This is a genomic window from Acidobacteriota bacterium (genome assembly GCA_016700075.1).
In the GTDB taxonomy this organism is placed as follows: Bacteria; Acidobacteriota; Blastocatellia; order Pyrinomonadales; family Pyrinomonadaceae; genus OLB17.
This window is the reverse complement of record CP065000.1, coordinates 2,941,108-2,962,151: the sequence shown is the minus strand read 5'-3', so window position 1 is coordinate 2,962,151 and position 21,044 is coordinate 2,941,108. Positions and strand designations below refer to the sequence as shown.

Sequence of the window (21,044 nt, the reverse complement as noted above, 5' to 3'; positions counted from 1 at the left end):
GTCATCAAGCCTCATTTGCCTTGAACGAGCAGAGAGCGGCCGCACCATAGAGGAATCATGGCAGTTAACAGTTTTGCAGATAAGTTAGTTAAGAAGATCTTCGGAACGAGCAGTGACCTGTTCCTGAAGAACGTAAAACCCACGATCCAGGCGATAAACGATTGGGAAGCCCGCATTGAAAAGCTTTCAGACGCCGAGCTTGCGGCACAGACCGCGAAGTTCAAACAGATCGTCGCCGACGCCGTAGACGGCATCGACGACAAGACCGAACGCCGCAAGGCAGAGCAAGAAGCCCTGAACCGGATACTTCCCGAAGCATTCGCGACGGTCCGCGAAGGTTCGCGCCGATCCACCGGAATGCGGCATTTCGACGTGCAGATGATCGGCGGCGTCGCCCTGCATCAGGGCCGTATTTCGGAGATGCGAACGGGTGAAGGTAAAACGCTCGTCGCGACTCTTCCGTCGTATCTGAACGCACTCACGGGCCGCGGCGTCCACGTCATCACGGTCAACGACTACCTCGCCTCTCGCGACGCCGAGTGGATGGGCAAGATCCATCGATTTCTCGGGCTCAAGGTCGGCTGCATCCAGAACGACATGGATGATGTCGAACGCAAAGAGGCTTATGCGTGTGACATCACTTACGGTACGAACAACGAATTCGGATTCGATTATCTTCGCGACAATATGAAGTTCGACGTCGAGTCGCTCGTCCAACGCGATCATTACTTCGCGATCGTTGACGAGGTTGACTCGATCCTGATCGACGAGGCTCGTACGCCGCTCATCATTTCAGGTGCTTCGGACGAGGCAACGGACAAATACTACACCGCGAACGAGATCATTCCGCGGCTGGAAAAAGGCCATAAGGACGAAGAGACAAAGGTCACGACGGGCGACTACCTCGTTGATGAAAAGAATCACTCTGCAGTATTGACCGAACAGGGCGTTGCAAAGGCCGAGCGTCTGCTGGGCGTGTCCAATCTTTACGATCCGTCGAACATGGACCTGCTGCACTGCGTCGAGCAGGCTCTCAAAGCACACACGCTCTACAAACGCGACCATCATTACGTCGTGCAGGAAGGTGAGGTCATCATCGTTGACGATTTCACCGGCCGCCTGATGCAGGGCCGCCGCTGGTCCGACGGCCTCCATCAGGCAGTCGAGGCGAAAGAGGGCGTTAAGATCGAACGCGAAAATCAGACGCTCGCAACCATCACACTGCAGAATTATTTCCGCATGTACGAAAAGCTTGCGGGCATGACCGGTACAGCAGAGACCGAGGCAGAAGAATTTCAGACGGTTTACGGCCTCGATGTCGTGCAGATACCGACCAACATGCCGATGATCCGAAAGGACACATCGGACGTCATTTACCGCACGCTGCCGGAAAAATGGGATGCCGTGGTCGAAGAGATCAAAGAACTTCACGGACGTGGCCAGCCGGTGCTAGTCGGTACGGTTTCGGTCGAGAATTCCGAACTGGTCGCGGCAAAGCTCAAAGCCATAGGCGTACCGCACAACGTCCTCAACGCAAAGTATCACGAACGCGAGGCCGAGATCATCGCTCAGGCGGGCCGCAAAGGCTCCGTCACGATCGCGACGAACATGGCCGGCCGCGGTACGGACATCTTGCTCGGCGGCAACCCGGAATTCCTTGCCCGCGAATATCTGAAACGGATGGAGATCAATCCGGACGAGGCTTCGGAAGAACAGTTCGCGGAGCAGCTCCGCAAGGCGAAAGCCGTCGTCGCTGAAGAGGCGAAGGCGGTGCAGGCTGTCGGCGGGCTGCACATTTTGGGTACGGAACGCCACGAATCCCGCCGCATCGACAATCAGCTTCGCGGACGTGCGGGACGTCAAGGCGATCCGGGCTCGTCGCGGTTCGTACTTTCGCTGGAAGACGATCTGATGCGTATCTTTGCTGGGGACAAGGTCCGCTCGATGATGGAATGGCTGGGCATGGAAAAAGGCGTCGCCATCGAATCAAAGACCGTTTCGAAGCAGATCGAACGTGCCCAAAAAGCCGTCGAGGCACGCAACTTTGAAACGCGTAAGCACGTCCTCAAATATGACGATGTGATGAACAAACAGCGTGAGACCATTTACGGCCTCAGGCGGCAGCTGATGTTCGAGCCCGAGCACCGCGAATACCTGCTCGGCGACAACGGCGTAGCACGCGACCTGCTTCACGACCTGACGGATTCGATGCTGAGCCTGACCATTTCGCCGGATCAGTGGGACATCAATACCTACGCCGCTGAGATCGAGAGCATTTACGATATCGATCCGGCACGCGATGCGGGCGTCGATTTCAAGAGGATGAACCCGGACGAGATCCAGGAGCTTATCTGGGAGAAAGCGAAGAAGAAATACGAAGAGAAAGAAAAGCTGGCCGGTGCCGAAAGTCTGCGTGCGTATGAACGCTACATCATGCTCAACATTATCGACAGCCAGTGGAAAGACCACCTGCTGTCGATCGACCACGTAAAACAGGGTATCGGGCTCGTCGGTTACGGTCAAAAAGATCCGTTGGTCGAATACAAGAAGATGTCGTTCGATATGTTCCAGGACATGCTCGACCGCATCGACACGAACACGACAAAAGCACTGTTCAATCTGCAGGTCGTCTCGCAGGACGAACAGGAAGAACGCGAACGCCTCGCACGCCTCGAAATGCAGCGTGCACGCCGACAGGCCGCCGGAATGGCTTTCACCGGTGCGATGGGAACCGCCGAAGCCGCCGGTGCCGAGGCCGCACGCCACACACCGTTCGTCCGCGATACACCAAAGGTAAAACCGAACGAACCCTGCTACTGCGGCTCCGGCAAAAAATTCAAAAAATGCCACGGCGCCGGCGCCTAGGCCAGAACCGTCTGCGTAAGCGGGCGGCCGTCATCATAACTTAGGCAGGCATTACAAAAATGTCGAAACGAACTTAAAAAGGCGGCCATCGGGCCGCCTTTTCATTCAACCTTGGAGTTGGTTTATTTCTTGAACTTCACCAAACTGCCGTCGGCTGAGACTCGCGTGCCGCGGGCAAGTCGTTCGGCTTGTTCCATCGCGCGGAGCATATTACCGCCGAGAACCATCAGAATTTCCTTTTCAGTGTAGCCGCGGCGCAGCATCTCGTAGGTCACAAGCGGCAGGTCCTCGACGCCTTTCATCGGCGGATTGAGGTACGGCACGCCGTCGTAATCCGAGCCAAGCCCGACGTGTTCGATGCCCGCGACGCGTTTTATGTGGTCGATGTGATCGACGATGCGTTTATAGTCGGCGATGTAGATCGGATTTTCCGCGTACAGCTTGTCACGGGCGGCGAAAAACGCCGCGTCGTCATTCTTGTATTGTTCGCGCAATGCAGCGAGCTGATCGCGCAGACGTGCCGAGCGTTCGCTCTGCTCCTTTGCCGTGCGTTCGTCTAGGAAAGCGGGATAGAAAACCACCATGATCACGCCGCCGTTCTTCGGAAGGCGTTTAAGAACGTCGTCCGGGACATTTCGCGTATGATTCGCAACGCCGCGAGCCCCCGAATGCGACGCGATCAGCGGTGCTTTGGAAACGTCGAGCACATCATGCATCACCTTTTCGGAAACGTGCGAGATATCGACGAGAATTCCGAGCCGGTTCATCTCACGAACGACCTCCTTTCCGAAATCGGACAGACCGTTATTTCGTTTTTCGTCGTTGTGAGCGTCCGCCCAATCATGCGTGACGTTGTGAGTCAGCGTCATATAGCGGATGCCGAGGCGGTAGAAATTGCGGAGAGCATACAGCGAGTTTTCGATCGCATAACCGCCCTCAATGCCCATCAGCAGACAGATCTTGTTCTGCTTTTTTGCCTGACGGATCTCGGCGGCGGTCGTACATTTGACCAGATCGCCGTGACGCTCGATCTCACGGTTGGTTACGTCGATCAGCTCCATTGCACGCCGCATCGATCCACCCGTACGAAGCGTGTTGCCGGAAACATAGATCGACATGAACTGCCCGGTCATGCCGCCTCTTTTCCAGCGTGCGATATCGGTATGCATCGGATCGCCGCCGGACTGCAGCCGCCCGGTCGAATCATCGGCAAGGTTGAAGTCCATATCCATCATCGGGCCGGTGATGTCGTTGTGGCCGTCAATGATTATGGCTTTTTTGTGGATCTTCAGCGCCTGAGCCCACAGTTTCGAGTCTCCGTCCGGCGGCATCGTCTGAGCCCCGACTGAAATGGAGTAGCAAAGACAGATAAATAGTGCGATCGTTCTTTTCATTCGTATTTCCTATTTGGTGTCACGCGGCTTCGCGTTCTTAACGTATTTGTCGAACCAATTCAGCATCTCGTAAAGCGTGTGTTCTGTTGATTCGCGTGCGACATAGCCGTGCGATTCGAGCGGTAGCATCACTAGGCGTGCCGTGCCGCCGTTGCCGGCGATCGCCGCGTACATACGTTCAGACTGCATCGGGAATGTGCCCGTGTTGTTGTCCGCATCGCCATGGATGAACAGTATGGGATCCTTTATCTTGTTGGCATAAAAGAACGGCGAAAGCTTCGAATAAACCTCCGGAGCTTCCCAGAAAGTTCGGCGTTCGGATTGGAATCCGAAAGGCGTGAGAGTCCTGTTGTAGGCACCGCTGCGAGCGAGGCCGGCACGGAAAATACGGCTGTGTGCCATCAGGTTTGCGGTCATGAACGCACCATAGCTGTGTCCGCCGACGCCGACACGGTCGGGATCGACCACGCCGAGTTCAACGCCTTTATCGACGGCTGCCTGTGCCGAATCGACGATCTGTTTCACGAAAGTGTCGTTAACCGTCAGCGGGTCGCCGACGATCGGCATAGTTGCATTGTCGAGTACGGCATAACCCTGCAAAAGGAAAAACAGATGGGACGTGCCGCCAAACTGCGTAAAACGATTTGTCGATCCGGAAACCTGCCCTGCGGTCGAGCCGTCTGTAAATTCGAGCGGATATGCCCAAACGAGCGTCGGCAGCCGAGTTCCCTCTTTGTAACCCGGCGGCAGATACAACGTGAACGAAAGATCGACGCCGTCAGCCCGTTTGTATGTGACGAGCCGTTTTGTGATGCCGCGAAGCTGCGGTGAAGGGTCTTTGAACTCTGTGATCTGGCGATATGCCAACGCGGTACAGGTCTTTCCAGGCGGGCAGACCTGGCGAAGGTAAAGATTCGACGGTTCGGTCAGCGACTCCTTTCGAGTAAAGAACTGAAAGCCCTCGTCATCGATCATTCCGGCAAAGGACTCGTATTCTTCCGTTCCCGAACGCCAGATCTCCGTGACTTCCCTGGTCTTCAGGTTCATTTTGCGAAAGAACGGCCGGTCGCCCTGCGGAGAGGCACCGATACCGCTCCAAAAGATCTCATCGCCGTTCTGACGAACAACGGTCGTTCCGTCAATTCGGGTCTTCGTAACGGGCTGTCCGGGATCATTGTAGCGGTCGTTTACGTTAAGGTCGGACAGCATCGTGATGTTCGCCGGGTCGCGATAGTCAGTCATGAACATACGGCGGCGACGCGTATCGCGGTCAAAATCGTAAAAGAACATCGTTCCCTGCTTTTCGCCGAACGCTCGGCCCTGAAGCCGTTTTTCGACCTTCAGCATCTCCGCCGGCGAACCCGAAAACGGCGAAGCGTGCTTCATCAGCTTGTCGCGGTGTGCGGCTTTGGTATTCGGGTCGCCCCCATCCAATGCCTCGGCCCAAACAAGCGTTGCCGGCTCGGTCGGGATCCAGTTGACCTGACGCGGGCCGGTCGGAACGCCTTGTGCAGGCAGATTGTCCTGAAGCGGGATGTTTGCCACACGGCTGACCACACGGCCTTCAAGGTCCCAGACCTCGACCACTTTTGGAAATCGCGAGAACGGGAACTGATACGAAAAAGGACGCTGGATACGCGAAACAAGGATATATTTGGCGTCAGGCGACATTCCCATACTGTCATAAAGCCCGACCGGCCCAACCTCTTTGACCTTTCCGTTAGCCTCGATCAGAGCGATCTGCGACGAGCAGTAATATTCGAACAAACGCTCGTCATTCGGGCTCTTGAGCAGGTCTTGAAACGTCTGGATAACGCCGGTCCGCCCGGAAGTCTCCTGAATGTTCGGCTCGGTCGGTGTAATGTCGCGGTAAGGCGGGGCAGGCCCGCGTTTCTTCGGGACCAAATTTGCGGAAAGCGTGTTTGCGTCTTCCCAGCTAAAGCCGCCGAATGCGGTGTTTATGAAAACGTCCTTGACCTTGTTGGCTCTAGCGGTCGCAGTGTCGATGATCCAAAGTTCGACGCCGGCAGGCGTAATGTTTCCCGCAGCAATGTACTTGCCGTCAGGCGACCACGCCGGCGATACGATCTGTGCTCCCGCCGGCAATGCGACAGGCGTTTCCTTGCCGTCTGCGACGTTCTTGAGCGTCACCTTAACAGAATACGGCTGCCTGTGCTGTGCGTTTGTGAGCGGATTGATCCTCAAACCCGCGATACGCAGCATCGGCTGGGCCAATTCAGATATCGGCGGATAACGCAGCGGTTCAAGCAGAACGATCCTGTCCCTCGCCGGCGAAATGCTGGAAGCCGGTATTGCCGGAGCATTCAGAAGATCCAGCACCTCTTTGGGAGGCTTTTGATAACTGCCTTGGGCAGTCACCAGGAAAGGCAATAGGAGAACCCACGAAACGACAAGAGCCTTAGTTTTCATACTGTATTGATACGGAGATCCAGTGAATTTGTTTTGATGATAGCTTTTGGGGCCGCTTCGCCGCAAGCCTGCCGGAGAATGAACACAAACCATCATTTAATAGCGTAAAAAACGATGGCAATCAGAGCACAACTATGTTAATCTTTTATTGCGTTCGTATATCGAGCGCCCATTTCCTAAGCCGTTCGATGATGTAAATCGCTCAACATTTCGCGGCGTATCCCTACGATCATAGTCATTCAAGTCCCGTAAAATAGGGCGTTTGGTTCAAAGCATATTCCCTTCCGACAGTCGGCCTATGTCCTTTTCCGATCAGATCAAGATCCCGGCAAACGGAGTTCCGGTAACTCCGTCGGATCCGCTTTTTCGCATTTTCGTCGAAAATCTGCCCGTGATGTTCTATGCGATCAAGCCGACACCGCCGCACAAGCCGCTGTACATAAGCCCGTCATTCGAAAGATTCGGGTATCCGATCGAAGAGTGGCTGACCGATGCTAACATCTGGGACCGCGTGATCCACGAGGACGACAAAGAGAGGGTCCTGACCGCTACCCGAAGCGCGATGCGCGAGGGCAGGAGCATCGATTTCGAATACCGCGTTCACTGCAAGAATGGATCCGTGATGTGGGTCCGCGACCGCAGCTGTCTTATCGCGAACAGGGATGGCTCCCCACTCTGCTGGCAGGGCGTCATTCTGGACATCACCGAAAGAAAGAAGGCGGAACACGAACTTGCAATACGTGAAAAGCTCTACCGCACTCTCGCACGTTCAATCCCAAAGACGGCGGTACTTCTGTTTGATCGTGAGCACAGATACACTCTCGCCGAAGGAGAACAGCTTGCCAAGCACGATTGGAAGACCGCGATGTTCGAAGACAGAACACTTGAGGATGTTTTTCCGGAAGAGATCGTTGCTGAATGGAGTGGATACTACGACCGTGCCTTGGCCGGAGAGGATATTACCTTTGAGACCGAAGACGACGGCAATTACTATCTGATCAATATCCGTCCTGTCCGCGACGAGAAGGGCGAGATCTTTGCCGGCATGGTGATGTGGAAAGACATCTCCGAACGCCGACGAGCTGAACTTGCTGTCGCCGAAAGCGAGGCAAGATTCAGAGAACTGTTCGACAACGCCAACGACATCATTTACGTTCACGACCTGGAAGGAAATTACATATCGATAAACAAAGCAGGCGAACGCATATTCGGCTATACGAGTGAAGAGGCCCTGGCCCTCAATATGTCGGAGGTAGTGGCTCCGGAACATTTGAATCGTGTTCGCAAATATCTGCGGGACAAGATCGATGGCAAGAAGACGCAAACGACCTATGAGGTCGAATGTATCAAGAAAGACGGCTCGCGTGCGGTATTGGAGATCAACAGCAGCGTCATCAGAAGCGACGGCAAGCCTATCGCAGTTCAGGGGATCGCCCGCGACATTACCGATCGCAAGCTCGCCGAGGACGCCATCAGCAAGAGCGAAGAACGCTATCGAGACCTTTTCGAGAATGCGAACGACCTGATCTACACGCATGATATGAGCGGCAATTTTACGTCGCTGAACCGCGCAGGCGAGATAATTACGGGCTATTCCCGCGAGGAAGCTCTAAAGATGAACATCGGTCAGGTCGTGGCACCGGAATTCCTCGAACTCGCACAAACGATGACCGCCCGAAAGGTCGAGGAGGAGCTTCCTACGACCTATGAGCTTGAGATCATTGCCAGATCCGGCAAACGCGTGACATTGGAACTCAGCACTCGGCTGATCGTGTCGCCCGGCGGATCGCCGATAGGCGTCCAAGGCATCGCACGCGACATAACCGACCGGCGACGGACCGAGATAGATCTGCATAACACGATTTCGCTCTTTGCATCGACCTTTGAATCCACGGCTGACGGCATTGTCGTGATGAGCCTTGACCGCGAGATAGTTACCTGCAACCGAAAATTCCGTGAGATGTGGGACGTCCATCCTCAGATAATCGAGAAGAAGGACGGCGCGAAATTGGTTGACCTTGTACTGAGCAAGATCAAGAATCCGGAAGAATTTAATCGCAGTTTGGACCGCGTCTATGCAGATCCGCTGGCAACGGCATCGGACATCATCGAGCTGACCGACGGACGGGTTTTCGAGCGGTATTCGCAGCCGCAGATGATGGAAGGCCGGCCGGTCGGCCGGGTCGCCTGCTTTCGCGACATAACCGAACGGACGCGGGCCGAAGAAAAGATCCGCTACTACGCCGTTCACGACACGCTGACAAACCTGCCGAATCGTGTTGAATTCATGAACCAGCTCCGCCAAGCCGTGAAGCGTGGCGAGGGCAATGAATTCGCAAAATTTGCAGTTCTTTTCCTCGATCTCGACAGGTTCAAAGTCATAAACGACAGCCTCGGCCATGCTGTCGGCGATAAATTGCTCATTGCGATCGCCGAGCGGCTGACCGAATGCGTTCGTCCGGGCGACATCGTCGCGAGGCTGGGCGGCGATGAGTTCACTATTCTCCTAAATCGCAGCGGCGACGCCCACGATGTTGCGCGTGTCGCTGAGCGTTTGCAGGCAAAGATCTCCGAGCCCTTCAAGATCGACAACTACGAGGTCTTTACGACGGCGAGCATCGGCATAGTGATCGCAAGTCCCATGAAGCGAAGCGCCGAGGACTTTTTACGCGATGCGGATGCCGCGATGTATCGAGCCAAAGAGGCCGGCAAGGCACGTTACGAGATCTTTGACCAGGAAATGCATGTTCGAAATATGAACTTGCTTCAGGTCGAGAACGATCTGCGGCGGGCGGTCGAGCGGCATGAATTCGAGGTGCTTTATCAGCCGATAGTTGAGTTGGCGACAGGCCGCGTGTGCGAATTCGAAGCTCTGATAAGGTGGCGGCATCCTGTACACGGCCTGGTCGCGCCGAACGAATTTGTCCACGTTGCCGAGGAAACAGGATTGATAATCCCGATCGGCCGATGGATCCTAGAGGAATCGTGCCGGCAGATCGGCGATTGGCAGAGGCGATTCAAGGTCCCGCTTGCCGTGAGCGTGAACCTTTCGGCAAAACAGTTGATGCATCCTAACCTGACGACACAGGTTCAGCTCATTCTCGAAGACTCAGCGATCAAGGCCGAGCAGTTGAAGTTGGAAGTGACTGAAAGCACCGTCATGGAACACAGCGAAAAGTCGCTAAAGGTCCTGCAGGAACTCGACAGGCTCGGCGTCGCACTTTCCACTGATGACTTTGGGACCGGCTACTCAAGCCTCAGTTATCTGCAGAAATTCCCGTTTGAACGCCTGAAGATCGACCGTTCATTCATACATCTGATGGACAAGGATGAGAAGAGCGGTGCCATCGTCAAGACGATCCTGATGCTAGGGGAAAATCTGGGTATTGAAGTCGTGGCTGAGGGTGTCGAAACTGCGTCGCAACTTGAAAAACTTCGTTCGCTCGGATGCAAGGCCGGCCAAGGGTACCTTTTCTCTCGCCCGGTCGACCGTGAAACAGCAGAACAGTTCCTTTTGTCCGGGGCAAACGCCTACAAGGACAATCCGGCACTCACATTTCGCCCCGAAAATTCAGTTATCGAAGTTGCAGACGTTCAATAGCTGCTATTTTTTGAGTTCCTGAAATATTCTCCAAGCTATCGCGGGAACGAGTTCCCGATCTTTGGCAACACCTTCCGTGAATATCGCGATGGCATATTGCCGGCCGTTCTCTGTTCGCAGGAATGCGGCATCATGTCTGGCACGGCTCGTCCAGCCTGCCTTGGACCAAATGCTCAAATCGTGCAGGTGGTTGTCCGCAAGCATTTTACCTATGAATCCGTGATCCTGACTGTCCGGATCTTTGACAGCTGAGAATGGGTCCCGCTGCAGCAGTTTCATCATTCGTGTAGTGCGTTCGGGCGTGTTGAGGCGTCCAAGAACTATCTCGGCAATGGCTCGTGCCGTGGCATTGGTCGTGAGCATGTTGCGGTTCTGGCCGGCGTAATTGCGCGATTGCTGCTCGATCCCGTAGGCATCTTCGCAATAGATCTTTTGATTGATATTGATATTCTTATAACCCATCGCGGCAAAATAGCGGTTCATCCTATTTCGCTTGTATTGCCATTTCTCGAACTCCTTCTGCGGCAGTTCCGAACCACTCGCCGTGTCGGTCAGGACATCGACGATATATTGTGTGGCGTCATTCGATGAATCGACGATCATGTCCTTCATTCCGCGATCCAGTTCTTTCGTCAAAGCGACCTTGCCGTCCTCAAGCTGCCGCTCGACCGCGGCCATGTAGAACATCTTCGGAACGGATGCAGGATAATATTTCTCTTCGCCCCGAAATGCACCCCATTTCCAGCTATTAGCGTCAGTAACGTCGATCACCGTCGCCGAGACCTGCTCCTGCTTTACCTCGCCCTTTCGCGCATCGAGTTCGGCCATTACTGCCGCACGCACGATCTCATTCATCGAAGTCACCTCGCTCATGACAGGCGGCTTGTATCCTTTTTGAGGTAAGATCTCGCCGCCTTTGGACTTTTGAGCCGCTAGCGGCATTGTGAATAAAACTGCGATCAGGAACTTTGCGGCAAGTTTGTGAGTTAAGTTCATAGCATTCAATGTGATATCGTTTTAGCGAATTATATCCGATTCGACCATTTAAGAAATAATGAGTGAAGAAAAACTCGTTCGAGGCATCGGCCGTTGGGACCTGGCAGCGATCTTTATCAATACCGTCATCGGCGCGGGTATCTTTGGCCTGCCCGCCAAAGTTCACGGGTTGATCGGCACGTGGAGCCTTGTCGCGTTTGCTGCATGTGCGGTCGTTGTCGGCTTTATAGTGCTTTGCTACGCAGAGGTGGCAAGCCGTTTCACAGGTACAGGCGGGCCGTACCTTTACGCACGTGAAGCGTTCGGGCCTGTCGTCGGGTTCGAGGTCGGCTGGCTGTACTGGATCGTTCGTGTCACGTCGTTTGCAGCAAACTGCAATCTGTTGATCACTTATTTCGGGTTTTTCGTTCCTGATGCGGGTGAGGGCAGTTTTCGGATAATGGTGATCAGCCTGATCATTCTTACGATATTTGCAGTAAATCTGGTCGGTGTAAAACAGACGACGATCCTGACAAATATATTCACCGCGGGCAAACTGATCCCTCTGATCATCTTTGTCGCGGTCGGAATATTTTTCATACAGCCCGGAAATTTCACTATCGATGCGGTGCCCGAATACGGAGCGTTCTCAAGCGCGGTTCTGCTGCTGATATATGCTTTCGTAGGCTTCGAGGTCGGCGTGATCATGGGCGGAGAAACGAAGGACCCGCAGCGAAATATACCAATTGCGCTTTTCGTTGCTCTTTCGGTCATAGCTGTTCTTTACATTCTGATACAGGTAGTCAGCATCGGGACGCTGCCCGGACTCGCGGCCTCCGAACGTCCGCTCGCTGACGCCGGTGCAGTATTCCTGGGAACATACGGCGCCGCGTTCATCACGGTCGGAGCGCTTGTTTCGATACTCGGCAATTTAAACGTCGGCTTTCTCGGCAGCACGCGGCTGCTTTTTGCGATGTCCGACAACGGCGAGCTGCCCGCAAAGCTGTCCGAAACGCACGACAAATTCAAAACACCGTGGCTTTCGATCACGCTGACCGCTTTAGTGATATTTGTCTTGACCGTTTATTCAACGTTCCTGACCGCTCTCGCTATCGCAACGATCACACGTCTCTTGGTTTACGCGACAACCTGCCTGGCACTTCCCGTCTTTCGCCGCAGAGGCGACGCCCCTGAGGCGAAATTCAGTGCTCCGCTCGGCGTGGTCGCGGCGGTTCTGTCGCTGATCCTGATCGGCTGGCTGCTGACGCGTGTAGATCTGGTAAAGGAAGGCTTGCCTATACTGATCGCCGCCGGAGTTGGGCTGGTGATACTCGGACTGAATCGAGCTCTAAGCAAGCGGAATGAAGTTTCTACCTAAAAACGCCGCCGCCCAACATATTCTCGCGAATATAGCTGATGGTGTCGTTAAGCGTTTCCTGCGGATCGCGCGGCGAGAAACCCAGCTCTTCTTCGGCTTTAGCTGACGAGAAATACCAGAAATGCTCTGCCTGCTCGACCTCACTGGTTGCTACGGGCGAAGTGCGTCCCCAATTTTTGAATACCGATTCGACCATCGCCGAGCCGGCCATAGCGAGCTTTTTCGGGACCTTCAACGCCGGTGCCCGCACACCCGAGAGCCTTTCGAGACGCCCGAAAAACTCCTCGAATGTCAGGTTCACTGCACCAAGCAGATACTTTTCCTGATGCCGCCCTTTTTCCACAGAATTGATGAATGCGGCAGCGACGTCGCGAGTATCGACGATATTCAGGCCGCCCGAAGGGCAATACGGGACCTTGCGTCCGAGGAAATCAAGTACGACCTTTGTCGAGCTCAGGCGTTCGTCGCCGGGGCCGAGAAGCAGCGTCGGGTTGAGTATCACAAGCTTGCGGCCTTTGCCGTCGAATTCGGCGAGAGCGGTGCGTTCCTGAAAATATTTCGACGCGTAATACGCCCATTGCGAAATTATCTCGACCGGCGGCGGATAGGTCTCGTCGAGAACTTCCTCATCTCTACTGACAGCGATCGTACCGCTGGACGAAGCAAGGATCATGGTCGAAACGCCGGCGACTGCGGCGGCCTGTGACAATATTCGCGTGCCCTCTACGTGGACCCTGTTCATCGACGCAGCGTCATCATTGTCACGCGACACCTTCCCCGCGAGATGAAATACCGCCGAGACGCCTTTCAGGGCCTTGGCGACCGCAGCGGTGTCGGTCACGGAACCGATGAACGGCTCCACGCCGGAGTCGGTCATCCACGCAGGAACGCTCGACGCCATTACACGGAGGTTCTTTTCGCCTGCATCAATGAACTGCCGTACGATCTCAGCACCGAGGAAGCCGGTCCCTCCGGTGATGAGTATCTTCTTTTCGACCTTTGCTAACGCTTTCTTCTTTGCCATAACAGGGCCTGATCGCAACAATCGCTAGTTCTTTGGGTTCAGCAAGATCGGATCACCAAAGCCGAGATCCTTGAGACGCGGCATCTGCGTGGCGGCATCGCCCACGACCAGCCAGTACATGCGCCCGCTGTTCAGGTATTTGCCTGAAAGCTCGCGGATGCGGTCGACCGTCATCGCCTTCACGATCTGCTCGCGTTGTCGCACATAATCCGGACGCCAGCCGTAAGTGCTGATGTTGCTCAGCATATTCAGCTTTGCTCCGGATGTTTCGAACGCGCGTGCGTTGCTCTTGATCAAAAAGCTCTTTGTCGTCGCCAGGTCGTCGTTGGTGAACGTCCTGCCGTAATCATCGACAATACTCTTGATAAGCTGAAGCGATTCGAGCGTTACGTTCGCGCGCACACCGCTGAAAATGCCGAATTGCCCCGACGTGCGCGTACCGGAAAATGACGAGTTTATGCCGTAGGTGTAGCCCTTGGTCTCGCGAAGCTCCTGCGTCAGCCTCGACGCAAAACCGCCTCCGCCGAGAATGTAGTTCATCACGACAGCCGGATATTGGTCGGGGTCGTTCATTCCCATGGCCGGATAGCCGACGCGAACGACCGATTGAACGGCATTGGGCACGTTGTAGAAATAAACCTGCGACCGTTCAGGCTTTGCCGGGGCGCGTAGAACAGGAAGCTGGACCGGTTTTGCCTTCCACTTTGAATTGAGGCTCTTTAAAGTATCCATCGTCGTCTTCTTGTCGATGCTGCCGACGATGTGCATTCGGGCGACAGAAGGCGATAAGTTCTTTGCGTAGTATGCTTTGAGGTCGTCCATCGTGATGGCATTGACCGATTCGATGGTGCCGAGCGGGTTCTTTGATCGGATGTCGTTGTCGCCGTAGATGAGTTTGTTGAACTCGTTCTGAGCGATCGAATTCGGCAGAGCCTCCTGCTGTCGTATAGACGCGACAGTTCGCTGCTTGATCAGTTCGAATTCTTTGGCGTCCCACCTAGGTTCGAGCAGCATTTCCTCGACAAGTGCGACGGTCGGGGCAAAGTTCCTTGCGAGCGTGTTGACCGAAACGATGAACCGGTCGCTTGCGGAGCCGATCCTGATAGAGGCACCAAGCTGTTGGATCGCCTCCTCGAGCTCAGCCGGCGTCCGCTTGGCGGTTCCCTGCGTCATCATCTGCCCTAGAAAATTGGCGACCCCGACCTTGTTGATGTCATCAAGCAGCTGCCCGCCGTCCATAACGATCTCAAAATCGACGAGCGGCACTTCATCATGACGGATGCCGTAAACTTGAATGCCGTTCTTTAGCCTGTCCTGCCAAACTGCCGGTATCTTTACCATCGGCTCAGGGCCGTAGGGCGGTTCGACCGAGCGGTCAAAGCTGGACGGCGTACGTTCATATTTCGCTTCGATGTTCGGATCTACGTCATCCTCGGCACCTTGAACGATCGGTTCTTCGACCACCTCCGCTTTCTTTGATCCTGACAAAGCGAGTTCCGCTTTGCCCTTCGGCACGAATGATGTCGCGACGAAATTTTTGCCTTTCAGATATTTCTCATATACCCGAACTACGTCAGCGGTGGTCACAGCCTGAATTCCTTCGATCTCCTTCGAGACGAATCCCGGATCGCCGGCAAAGATATTGCCTTGAGCGAGTTCGACGCCCTTGCCCAAAACGCTCGACAGCGAATTGTAGAACGATGTCTCCTGGCCCGCCTTGATACGGTTCAGGTCGCGTTCAGAAATGCCATCCTTTTCAAACTTTGCAAACGCTTCGGTGATGGCCGCTGCGACGTCGTCCAGCTTTTTGTCAGCAAATGCACGAACCGAAAGCTGCATCTGCCCTGCAACTTCGGACTGATAATTGAACATCCTCAGATTCGCCGCAAGTTTCTTGTCCTCAACAATTACCGTATAAAGCGGAGCCTTTTTTCCGGACGCAAGATAAGAAGTCAGTACATCGAGCGCGTACGAATCCGGATGGTACTGCTCAACGGTCGGCCATGCCATTGTAAGTTCGGGCAGGCGTGCAAAATTATCTTCGTGGAAGAGTTTGACGGTCTCCCTGACAACGCCGGGACGTTTGGGAAGACGCTCTACATTTTCTCCGCGTTTTATCTCGGCAAAATATCTTTCAACCCACTTTTTCGCCTGAACCGGATCAAAATCACCTGCGACGACAAGCGTCACATTGTTCGGTACATACCAACGGCGGAAGAAGTCTTTCACATCGTCGAGCGTCGCCGACTGCAGATCTTCTAGTGAGCCGATCACCTGCCAGTTATACGGATGATCCGCGGGATAGAGAGCTTTGTCGATCACGTACTGCGTGTGTCCATAAGGATTGTTGTCAACGCTCTGCCGCTTCTCATTCTTTACGACCTGCTTTTCCTTTTCGAGAACCTGCTCGGTAACGGTGTTGATGAACCAGCCGAGTTTGTCGGCCTCTGCCCAGAGCATTTTCTCAAGAGCATCGTTCGGAACCGTCTGCAAATAATTTGTACGGTCGCGGCTGGTCGAACCGTTCGCTCCCGATCCGCCGATGCGGGCGCTGAGCTTATCGAGCCCGCCTTTTCCCAGGTTTTCCGATTCCAGAAAAAGAAGATGCTCGAACATATGAGCAAAGCCCGTACGTCCCGGCTTTTCACGAGCAGAACCCACATGTGCCGTCAGCGACACGGCCACGACCGGATCTGACCGGTCGATATGAAAGATCACGTCAAGCCCATTCGGCAGCGTGAATTTTTCGTACGAGATCGTGAACTTCTGCTGCGAACCGGCACGCTGTGCTGCCATCGGCAGGAAAAGCGCAAAAACAAGTGATGTTACGGCAATTGCTCTAAATAATTTCATAGATATTTTTACGGTCAGGCCGCCCCTACGGTTTCGTTAATCGTCGATCACAGGCTCCTGTTTTCGGGTCTTTCGACGCTCGGCTTTCCACTGTTTTCGTACTGCGGCGACATCGAACGCATCTCGCTTGCCGTCGCGCATATTCTCTACCTCGTGCTGCACACGGGCCGCGATAAGCCTGTATGCTTCGGTATTCGGAACGCCCGCGGTCATGTCGCGAAGCTCTTCATACGAAAGGAATCTGCCGATCTTTGCTCCGATCTTTGCCCCGATGCTGTCGCGTTTCGGGATGGTCATTCCCTTCGGATATGCCTCGAAGGTGCCCCACAAACATATCGGCAAAATTCCGACCTTTTGGTTCAGCGCAAGATAGCCGATTACGGGCTTGAACTCGGCGATCTCCCCTGTCAGCGAACGCGTGCCTTCAGGGAAGATCAAGGCGTTGTAGCCCTCGTTTAAGATGCGTGTGACGTGGCGTAGCGATTGCCGCAAACTGCCCGTCCGCTCGATCGGAACGAGCGTCGTAAAGTTGTTCATATACGCCCGCTTGTATTTCGTATCGAACCAGTAATCCGCGGCTGCGACGGCAACGGTCTGTTCGGCAACATCTTTGCCAAGTGCCTGTTTTACGAGGCCGGTGTCTATATGAGAGGCGTGATTCGGCGCGACGATAAAATTGACGTGCATCGGAACATTCGACTGGCCCTCGATGGTCGTTTTCAAAACCTTTGAATAAAGCGTTTCCTGGGCAAGGTCGACCGCGGCATTGCCGATCCGCCTGACCAGAGACGGTATGAAGATGTCCTCGTCGTCCTTCTTTTCCTCGGCCTTAGGCTCGTCAACGAGACGTTTCGATCTATCGACACGCTGTACGGCGGTCAGCAGCTCGCGAACGGTCTGAACCTCATTAAGAGTGTCCGGCGACAATACGCGTCCTCCGGCGTCCTCGACAGCCGCCTGCAGTTCGACGAACATCAGCGAATCAAACCCGAGATCGGCAAGCTTGTCCTCCACGGCGACGTCCGACAACGGCCTGTTCGAAACACTCGCGACGACCTTTCGGATCCAGAGCATGTTGTCGTCGCCTTTTGATTCCACAATGGTACGCGTCTTGGTTTTAGCACGGTCTTCCAGGTCGCGAAGCAATTCGACGACCTCAGGCCGCTTGACCTTCCGCGTAGCGGTACGCGGCAATTCGAATGGCGTTACGTGCATCAGTTTGACGCGTTTGAAGAACGGCAGCCCCGCCGAAACCTCTCGAAAATGCTCCTCGATCTTCCTGTTCACGTCCGAACGCGAGAGTGCGATGTCATATTCGTAATCGGGAACAACGAGGGCAGCGATCTTTTCGCCGCCATCGTCGTCGGGCAATCCGACCACACTTAACTCTTTGATAAAAGACGACTTGCTGTAATGGTCCTCGATCTCGTCCGGATAGATATTTTTGCCGTTCGAATCGATGATGACGTCCTTTGAACGCCCGACGATATAGAGATTGCCGTCATCGTCTATTCGGCCGAGGTCACCCGTGCGCAGCCAGCGGTCGTGCATTACAGCTTCGGTGGCTTCCTCGTTGTTATAGTAGCCGAGCATCACGTTCTGGCCGCGCGCAAGCACCTCGCCGACGCCGTTCTCATCAGGCGATTCGATCTTGACCTCGACGCCCGGCAGCGGCTTGCCGACGCTTCCCTTTAGCAGCTTGTTGCCGGGCCGCGCGACCGTGAGAACGGGCGACGATTCGGTAAGGCCGTAGCCTTCGAGCACGGTGAAGCCGAGCCCGTGAAGGTCTTTTTGCACTTTTTCTGACAACGCCGAACCGCCTGAAATGAGATATCGCATCTTGCCGCCCATTCCCTGATGTATCGGGAAAAAGACGATCGGACCCAGGTTGAAAGGCGTATTGTCGCGGAGCCATGCATTAAATTCGATCATGCTCTCGGCCGCATCCGCGATCCAATCACCGCGTTCGCGCAAGCGGGTCTTGATACGGCGATGCAGCATCTCCCACAATGCCGGCACGCCGACCATGCCCGTAACATGGCCCTTTTCGATAGCACGAGCGAGCTCTTCGGAGTTCAACTCGTCGAGATAGGTGATCTGCGTTCCGTTCGAGAAAGGTGTCAGGAATCCGGCGGAAAATTCGAACGTATGATGCATGGGCAGCACTGAAAGAACGCCATCCGTCAGGTCCATCTCGAGCACAGAAGTGAGCATCGAGATCATGTTCGTAAAATTCTTGTGCGAGAGCATTACTGCCTTTGGAATGCCGGTCGTGCCTGAGGTGAAGATAAGAGAAGCAACGGCATTGCCGAGGACTTTCGGCGGCAGCAGAGCGAGCCGCTTTGCCTCTTCCACCTCATCGGGCATTTCAAAGACCTCATCGAATGTCCATACCGTGGGCACACGCAACTCATTCTCAGTCTTAGATCTAGTCGATCGCTTTCCTTTCTTGGGCGGGCCGAAAGCCTCTTTCAAGCGCTCTCTCAGTCCGGGATTTTCGGCGTCGAGTTTCGGCGAGATCATTATCCCTGAGACCTCGGCGGCTTTCGCAAAATTGACGATCTCGTCGATCGAACTAGCGGGGTCGATCGGCACGGCGGTCGCTCCGGCTTTGAGAATGCCGAAATACGATATGCCCCATTCGGGCATGTTGTTCGAGAACAGAATGACGCGGTCAGACGGCTGAATGCCTTTGTGTGCCAAAAAGCCCGCGGCACGCAGCGTCAGTTCGCGAACGTCGTCATAGGTGTACTGCTCACGGCGGCCGGTGCGTTCGATACGCATAGCGACGCGTGTCGGGAAACGCTTTGTCGCCGTATCGAACAGATCCAAAAGGTCTTTGTACGTGTGCGAACGGCGTTCCTGCAGCTTTAATTCTTCCTCGAGCGTCGGGAGCACCCATTTCCTCATGCCGGGGAAATGGACGTTCAGCCAGTAGTCATACCAATCCAGCCTTTCCGGATACCAAGGCAGCAGATGTTTTTCCTTGTCTTTGATCTCTGCCATCAATGCACGCACGTTGTCCGACCGATAGAGATATTCGTTATCGATCATGAACGGCTTGAACATGGCGAACGCGTGCATCGTTTCGCTGGTGGTGCGTTTGAATTCCTCGGTAGATTTCTTGAGGTCGGAAATGATGTTGCCAATGCGGCCGCCGCCCCAACGCGGAGTGGCACGGTCCATTAGATCGTCCGCACGCTTGGCGAGCTTATTCAGCATCGGTGCCGAGGTGAGTTCATAGGTACGCTGTTTTACGGGCGTTGCCTCGATCATGCCGGCGAACTTGTTGACCAGCTTGTTGCCGGTCTCTTTTTCGTCAAAATGCTGCCGCTTGTACAAACCGACCAGCCCGACGATGCGTTTCATGTCGTTCGGGTTAGAATCGCCCGATGACGCCTGAAACACGAGCGGCGGGTTGTCATCGACCAGCACTTTCATAGCTGCGCCGAGGATGACGCCCGCTACCATATCTACGGGAATGATATCGAGGATCAGCTTCTCGTTCACCGGTATTATCGGCTGACCTTTAAGCGCGATCAGGATCAGCGGGGCAGTCGTCGTGAATCCTTCGTTCCAGCCCGGGAAAGGATACGACTGCGATGATTCTACGATCGATGGGCGAACGAGTATTTTCACGATGTCGTCCTGCGAAGCGATGATCTGTTCCGCAAGCGATTTCGAGTACGTATAGATATTTGTCCAGCCCCAATACTCCGCACGCTCCGCACCGAGCTCGGTCGTGCGTTCGCGGATCCACATCTTACGCTCGCGAAAGATGGCGGATTTCAGCTCGGATTCGTCATCCGGGTCACGGCCTTCTTCGATAAAACGGTTTCGTGCCTGCTCGCGAAACTTCGCTGCCTGAACGGCGTCGTCGGCTTCCTGGCGTGCCTGTTCGCTGAGACGCGCACAATCTTCGACCTCACGGTTCACATCGAAGGTCGTGCCGATAAGTTCGTTCTTTCGCGGGAAATACCCAACGACCGGTTCGTTCTCCCAGATCGCACCGCTCCGCTTGCCCGCGACAAAACACGTAGAAACATGAACGACGCGCGGTTTTTTCATCATCCGTGCGAGCTTGATGATGTTGTTCGAACCGACGACGTTCGTCCGCAGTGCCGATTCCAGCGGCGGATTGAAGGTAACATTCCCTGCACCGTTGATAATGATATCGGTATCCTTCATTATCTTGGCCGCCTGCTCTTCGCTCATTCCGAGGTATTCGTTCCCGACGTCACCATTGACAGGCACGACCTTCTCGCGGATGAAATCCTCGAACTTGTCGCCGTATTTCTCGCGCAGCGGATCGAACGTCGGGCTCGTAACGATGCTCGTCCAAAACCGCGTCCTCGACTCATTCTCATCCCGCGCCCGCACCGTCGCATACACCTTTCCGACATCCGGAAAATTATGCAGCAGCATCGACAACGTAACCTTACCCACAAAGCCCGTTCCGCCGATAAAGAAGATCCTCTTTCCCTTGAAAATTTCTGTTGGTGATAATTTCATTCCACTTGATCA

9 protein-coding genes are annotated in these 21,044 nt (G+C 54.7%); 3 read left to right on the top strand and 6 right to left on the bottom strand.

Features of this window, described 5'->3' with window-relative positions:
- Nucleotides 1-57 precede the first annotated feature (57 nt).
- The gene (secA, locus tag IPM50_13415; protein ID QQS32638.1) at nucleotides 58-2,865 is read left to right on the top strand and encodes a preprotein translocase subunit SecA; all 2,808 of its coding nucleotides are present in this window, start codon (nucleotides 58-60) and stop codon (nucleotides 2,863-2,865) included.
- 122 nt (nucleotides 2,866-2,987) lie between these two features.
- On the opposite strand, the gene IPM50_13410 is transcribed toward secA, so the two are convergent.
- Complete coding sequence (locus IPM50_13410; protein QQS32637.1) at nucleotides 2,988-4,259, bottom strand: dipeptidase; 1,272 nt, start codon at nucleotides 4,257-4,259, stop codon at nucleotides 2,988-2,990.
- Nucleotides 4,260-4,268: 9 nt separating this feature from the next.
- A complete protein-coding gene (locus tag IPM50_13405; GenBank protein QQS32636.1) occupies nucleotides 4,269-6,689 on the bottom strand; it encodes a S9 family peptidase in 2,421 nt (806 codons plus the stop codon).
- 298 nt (nucleotides 6,690-6,987) lie between these two features.
- On the opposite strand from IPM50_13405, the gene IPM50_13400 reads away from it, so the two are divergent.
- Nucleotides 6,988-10,290, top strand: coding sequence for a PAS domain S-box protein (locus IPM50_13400; protein ID QQS32635.1), 3,303 nt, complete (start codon nucleotides 6,988-6,990; stop codon nucleotides 10,288-10,290).
- A 3-nt stretch (nucleotides 10,291-10,293) separates the two neighbouring features.
- Here the strand turns inward: IPM50_13400 and IPM50_13395 are convergent, their stop codons facing one another.
- Nucleotides 10,294-11,286 (bottom strand): serine hydrolase, encoded by a 993-nt coding sequence (locus IPM50_13395; protein ID QQS32634.1) that lies wholly within the window; start codon nucleotides 11,284-11,286, stop codon nucleotides 10,294-10,296.
- Between the two features lie 58 nt (nucleotides 11,287-11,344).
- On the opposite strand from IPM50_13395, the gene IPM50_13390 reads away from it, so the two are divergent.
- Nucleotides 11,345-12,643, top strand: a complete 1,299-nt coding sequence (locus IPM50_13390) for an amino acid permease (GenBank protein ID QQS32633.1) — start codon at nucleotides 11,345-11,347, stop codon at nucleotides 12,641-12,643.
- Here the strand turns inward: IPM50_13390 and IPM50_13385 are convergent.
- Genes IPM50_13385 through IPM50_13375 form a run of 3 tightly spaced genes read right to left on the bottom strand, consistent with a single transcriptional unit; the run spans nucleotide 12,636 to nucleotide 21,032 of the window.
- Nucleotides 12,636-13,667 (bottom strand): NAD-dependent epimerase/dehydratase family protein, encoded by a 1,032-nt coding sequence (locus tag IPM50_13385; protein ID QQS32632.1) that lies wholly within the window; start codon nucleotides 13,665-13,667, stop codon nucleotides 12,636-12,638. The two genes, IPM50_13390 and IPM50_13385, sit on opposite strands and share 8 nt — an antisense overlap.
- A gap of 24 nt (nucleotides 13,668-13,691) precedes the next feature.
- Nucleotides 13,692-16,520, bottom strand: a complete 2,829-nt coding sequence (locus tag IPM50_13380; GenBank protein QQS32631.1) for an insulinase family protein — start codon at nucleotides 16,518-16,520, stop codon at nucleotides 13,692-13,694.
- A gap of 36 nt (nucleotides 16,521-16,556) precedes the next feature.
- Nucleotides 16,557-21,032: an AMP-binding protein gene (locus IPM50_13375; GenBank protein ID QQS32630.1), complete on the bottom strand. Its 4,476-nt coding sequence runs from the start codon at nucleotides 21,030-21,032 to the stop codon at nucleotides 16,557-16,559.
- Between the last annotated feature and the right edge of the window lie 12 nt (nucleotides 21,033-21,044).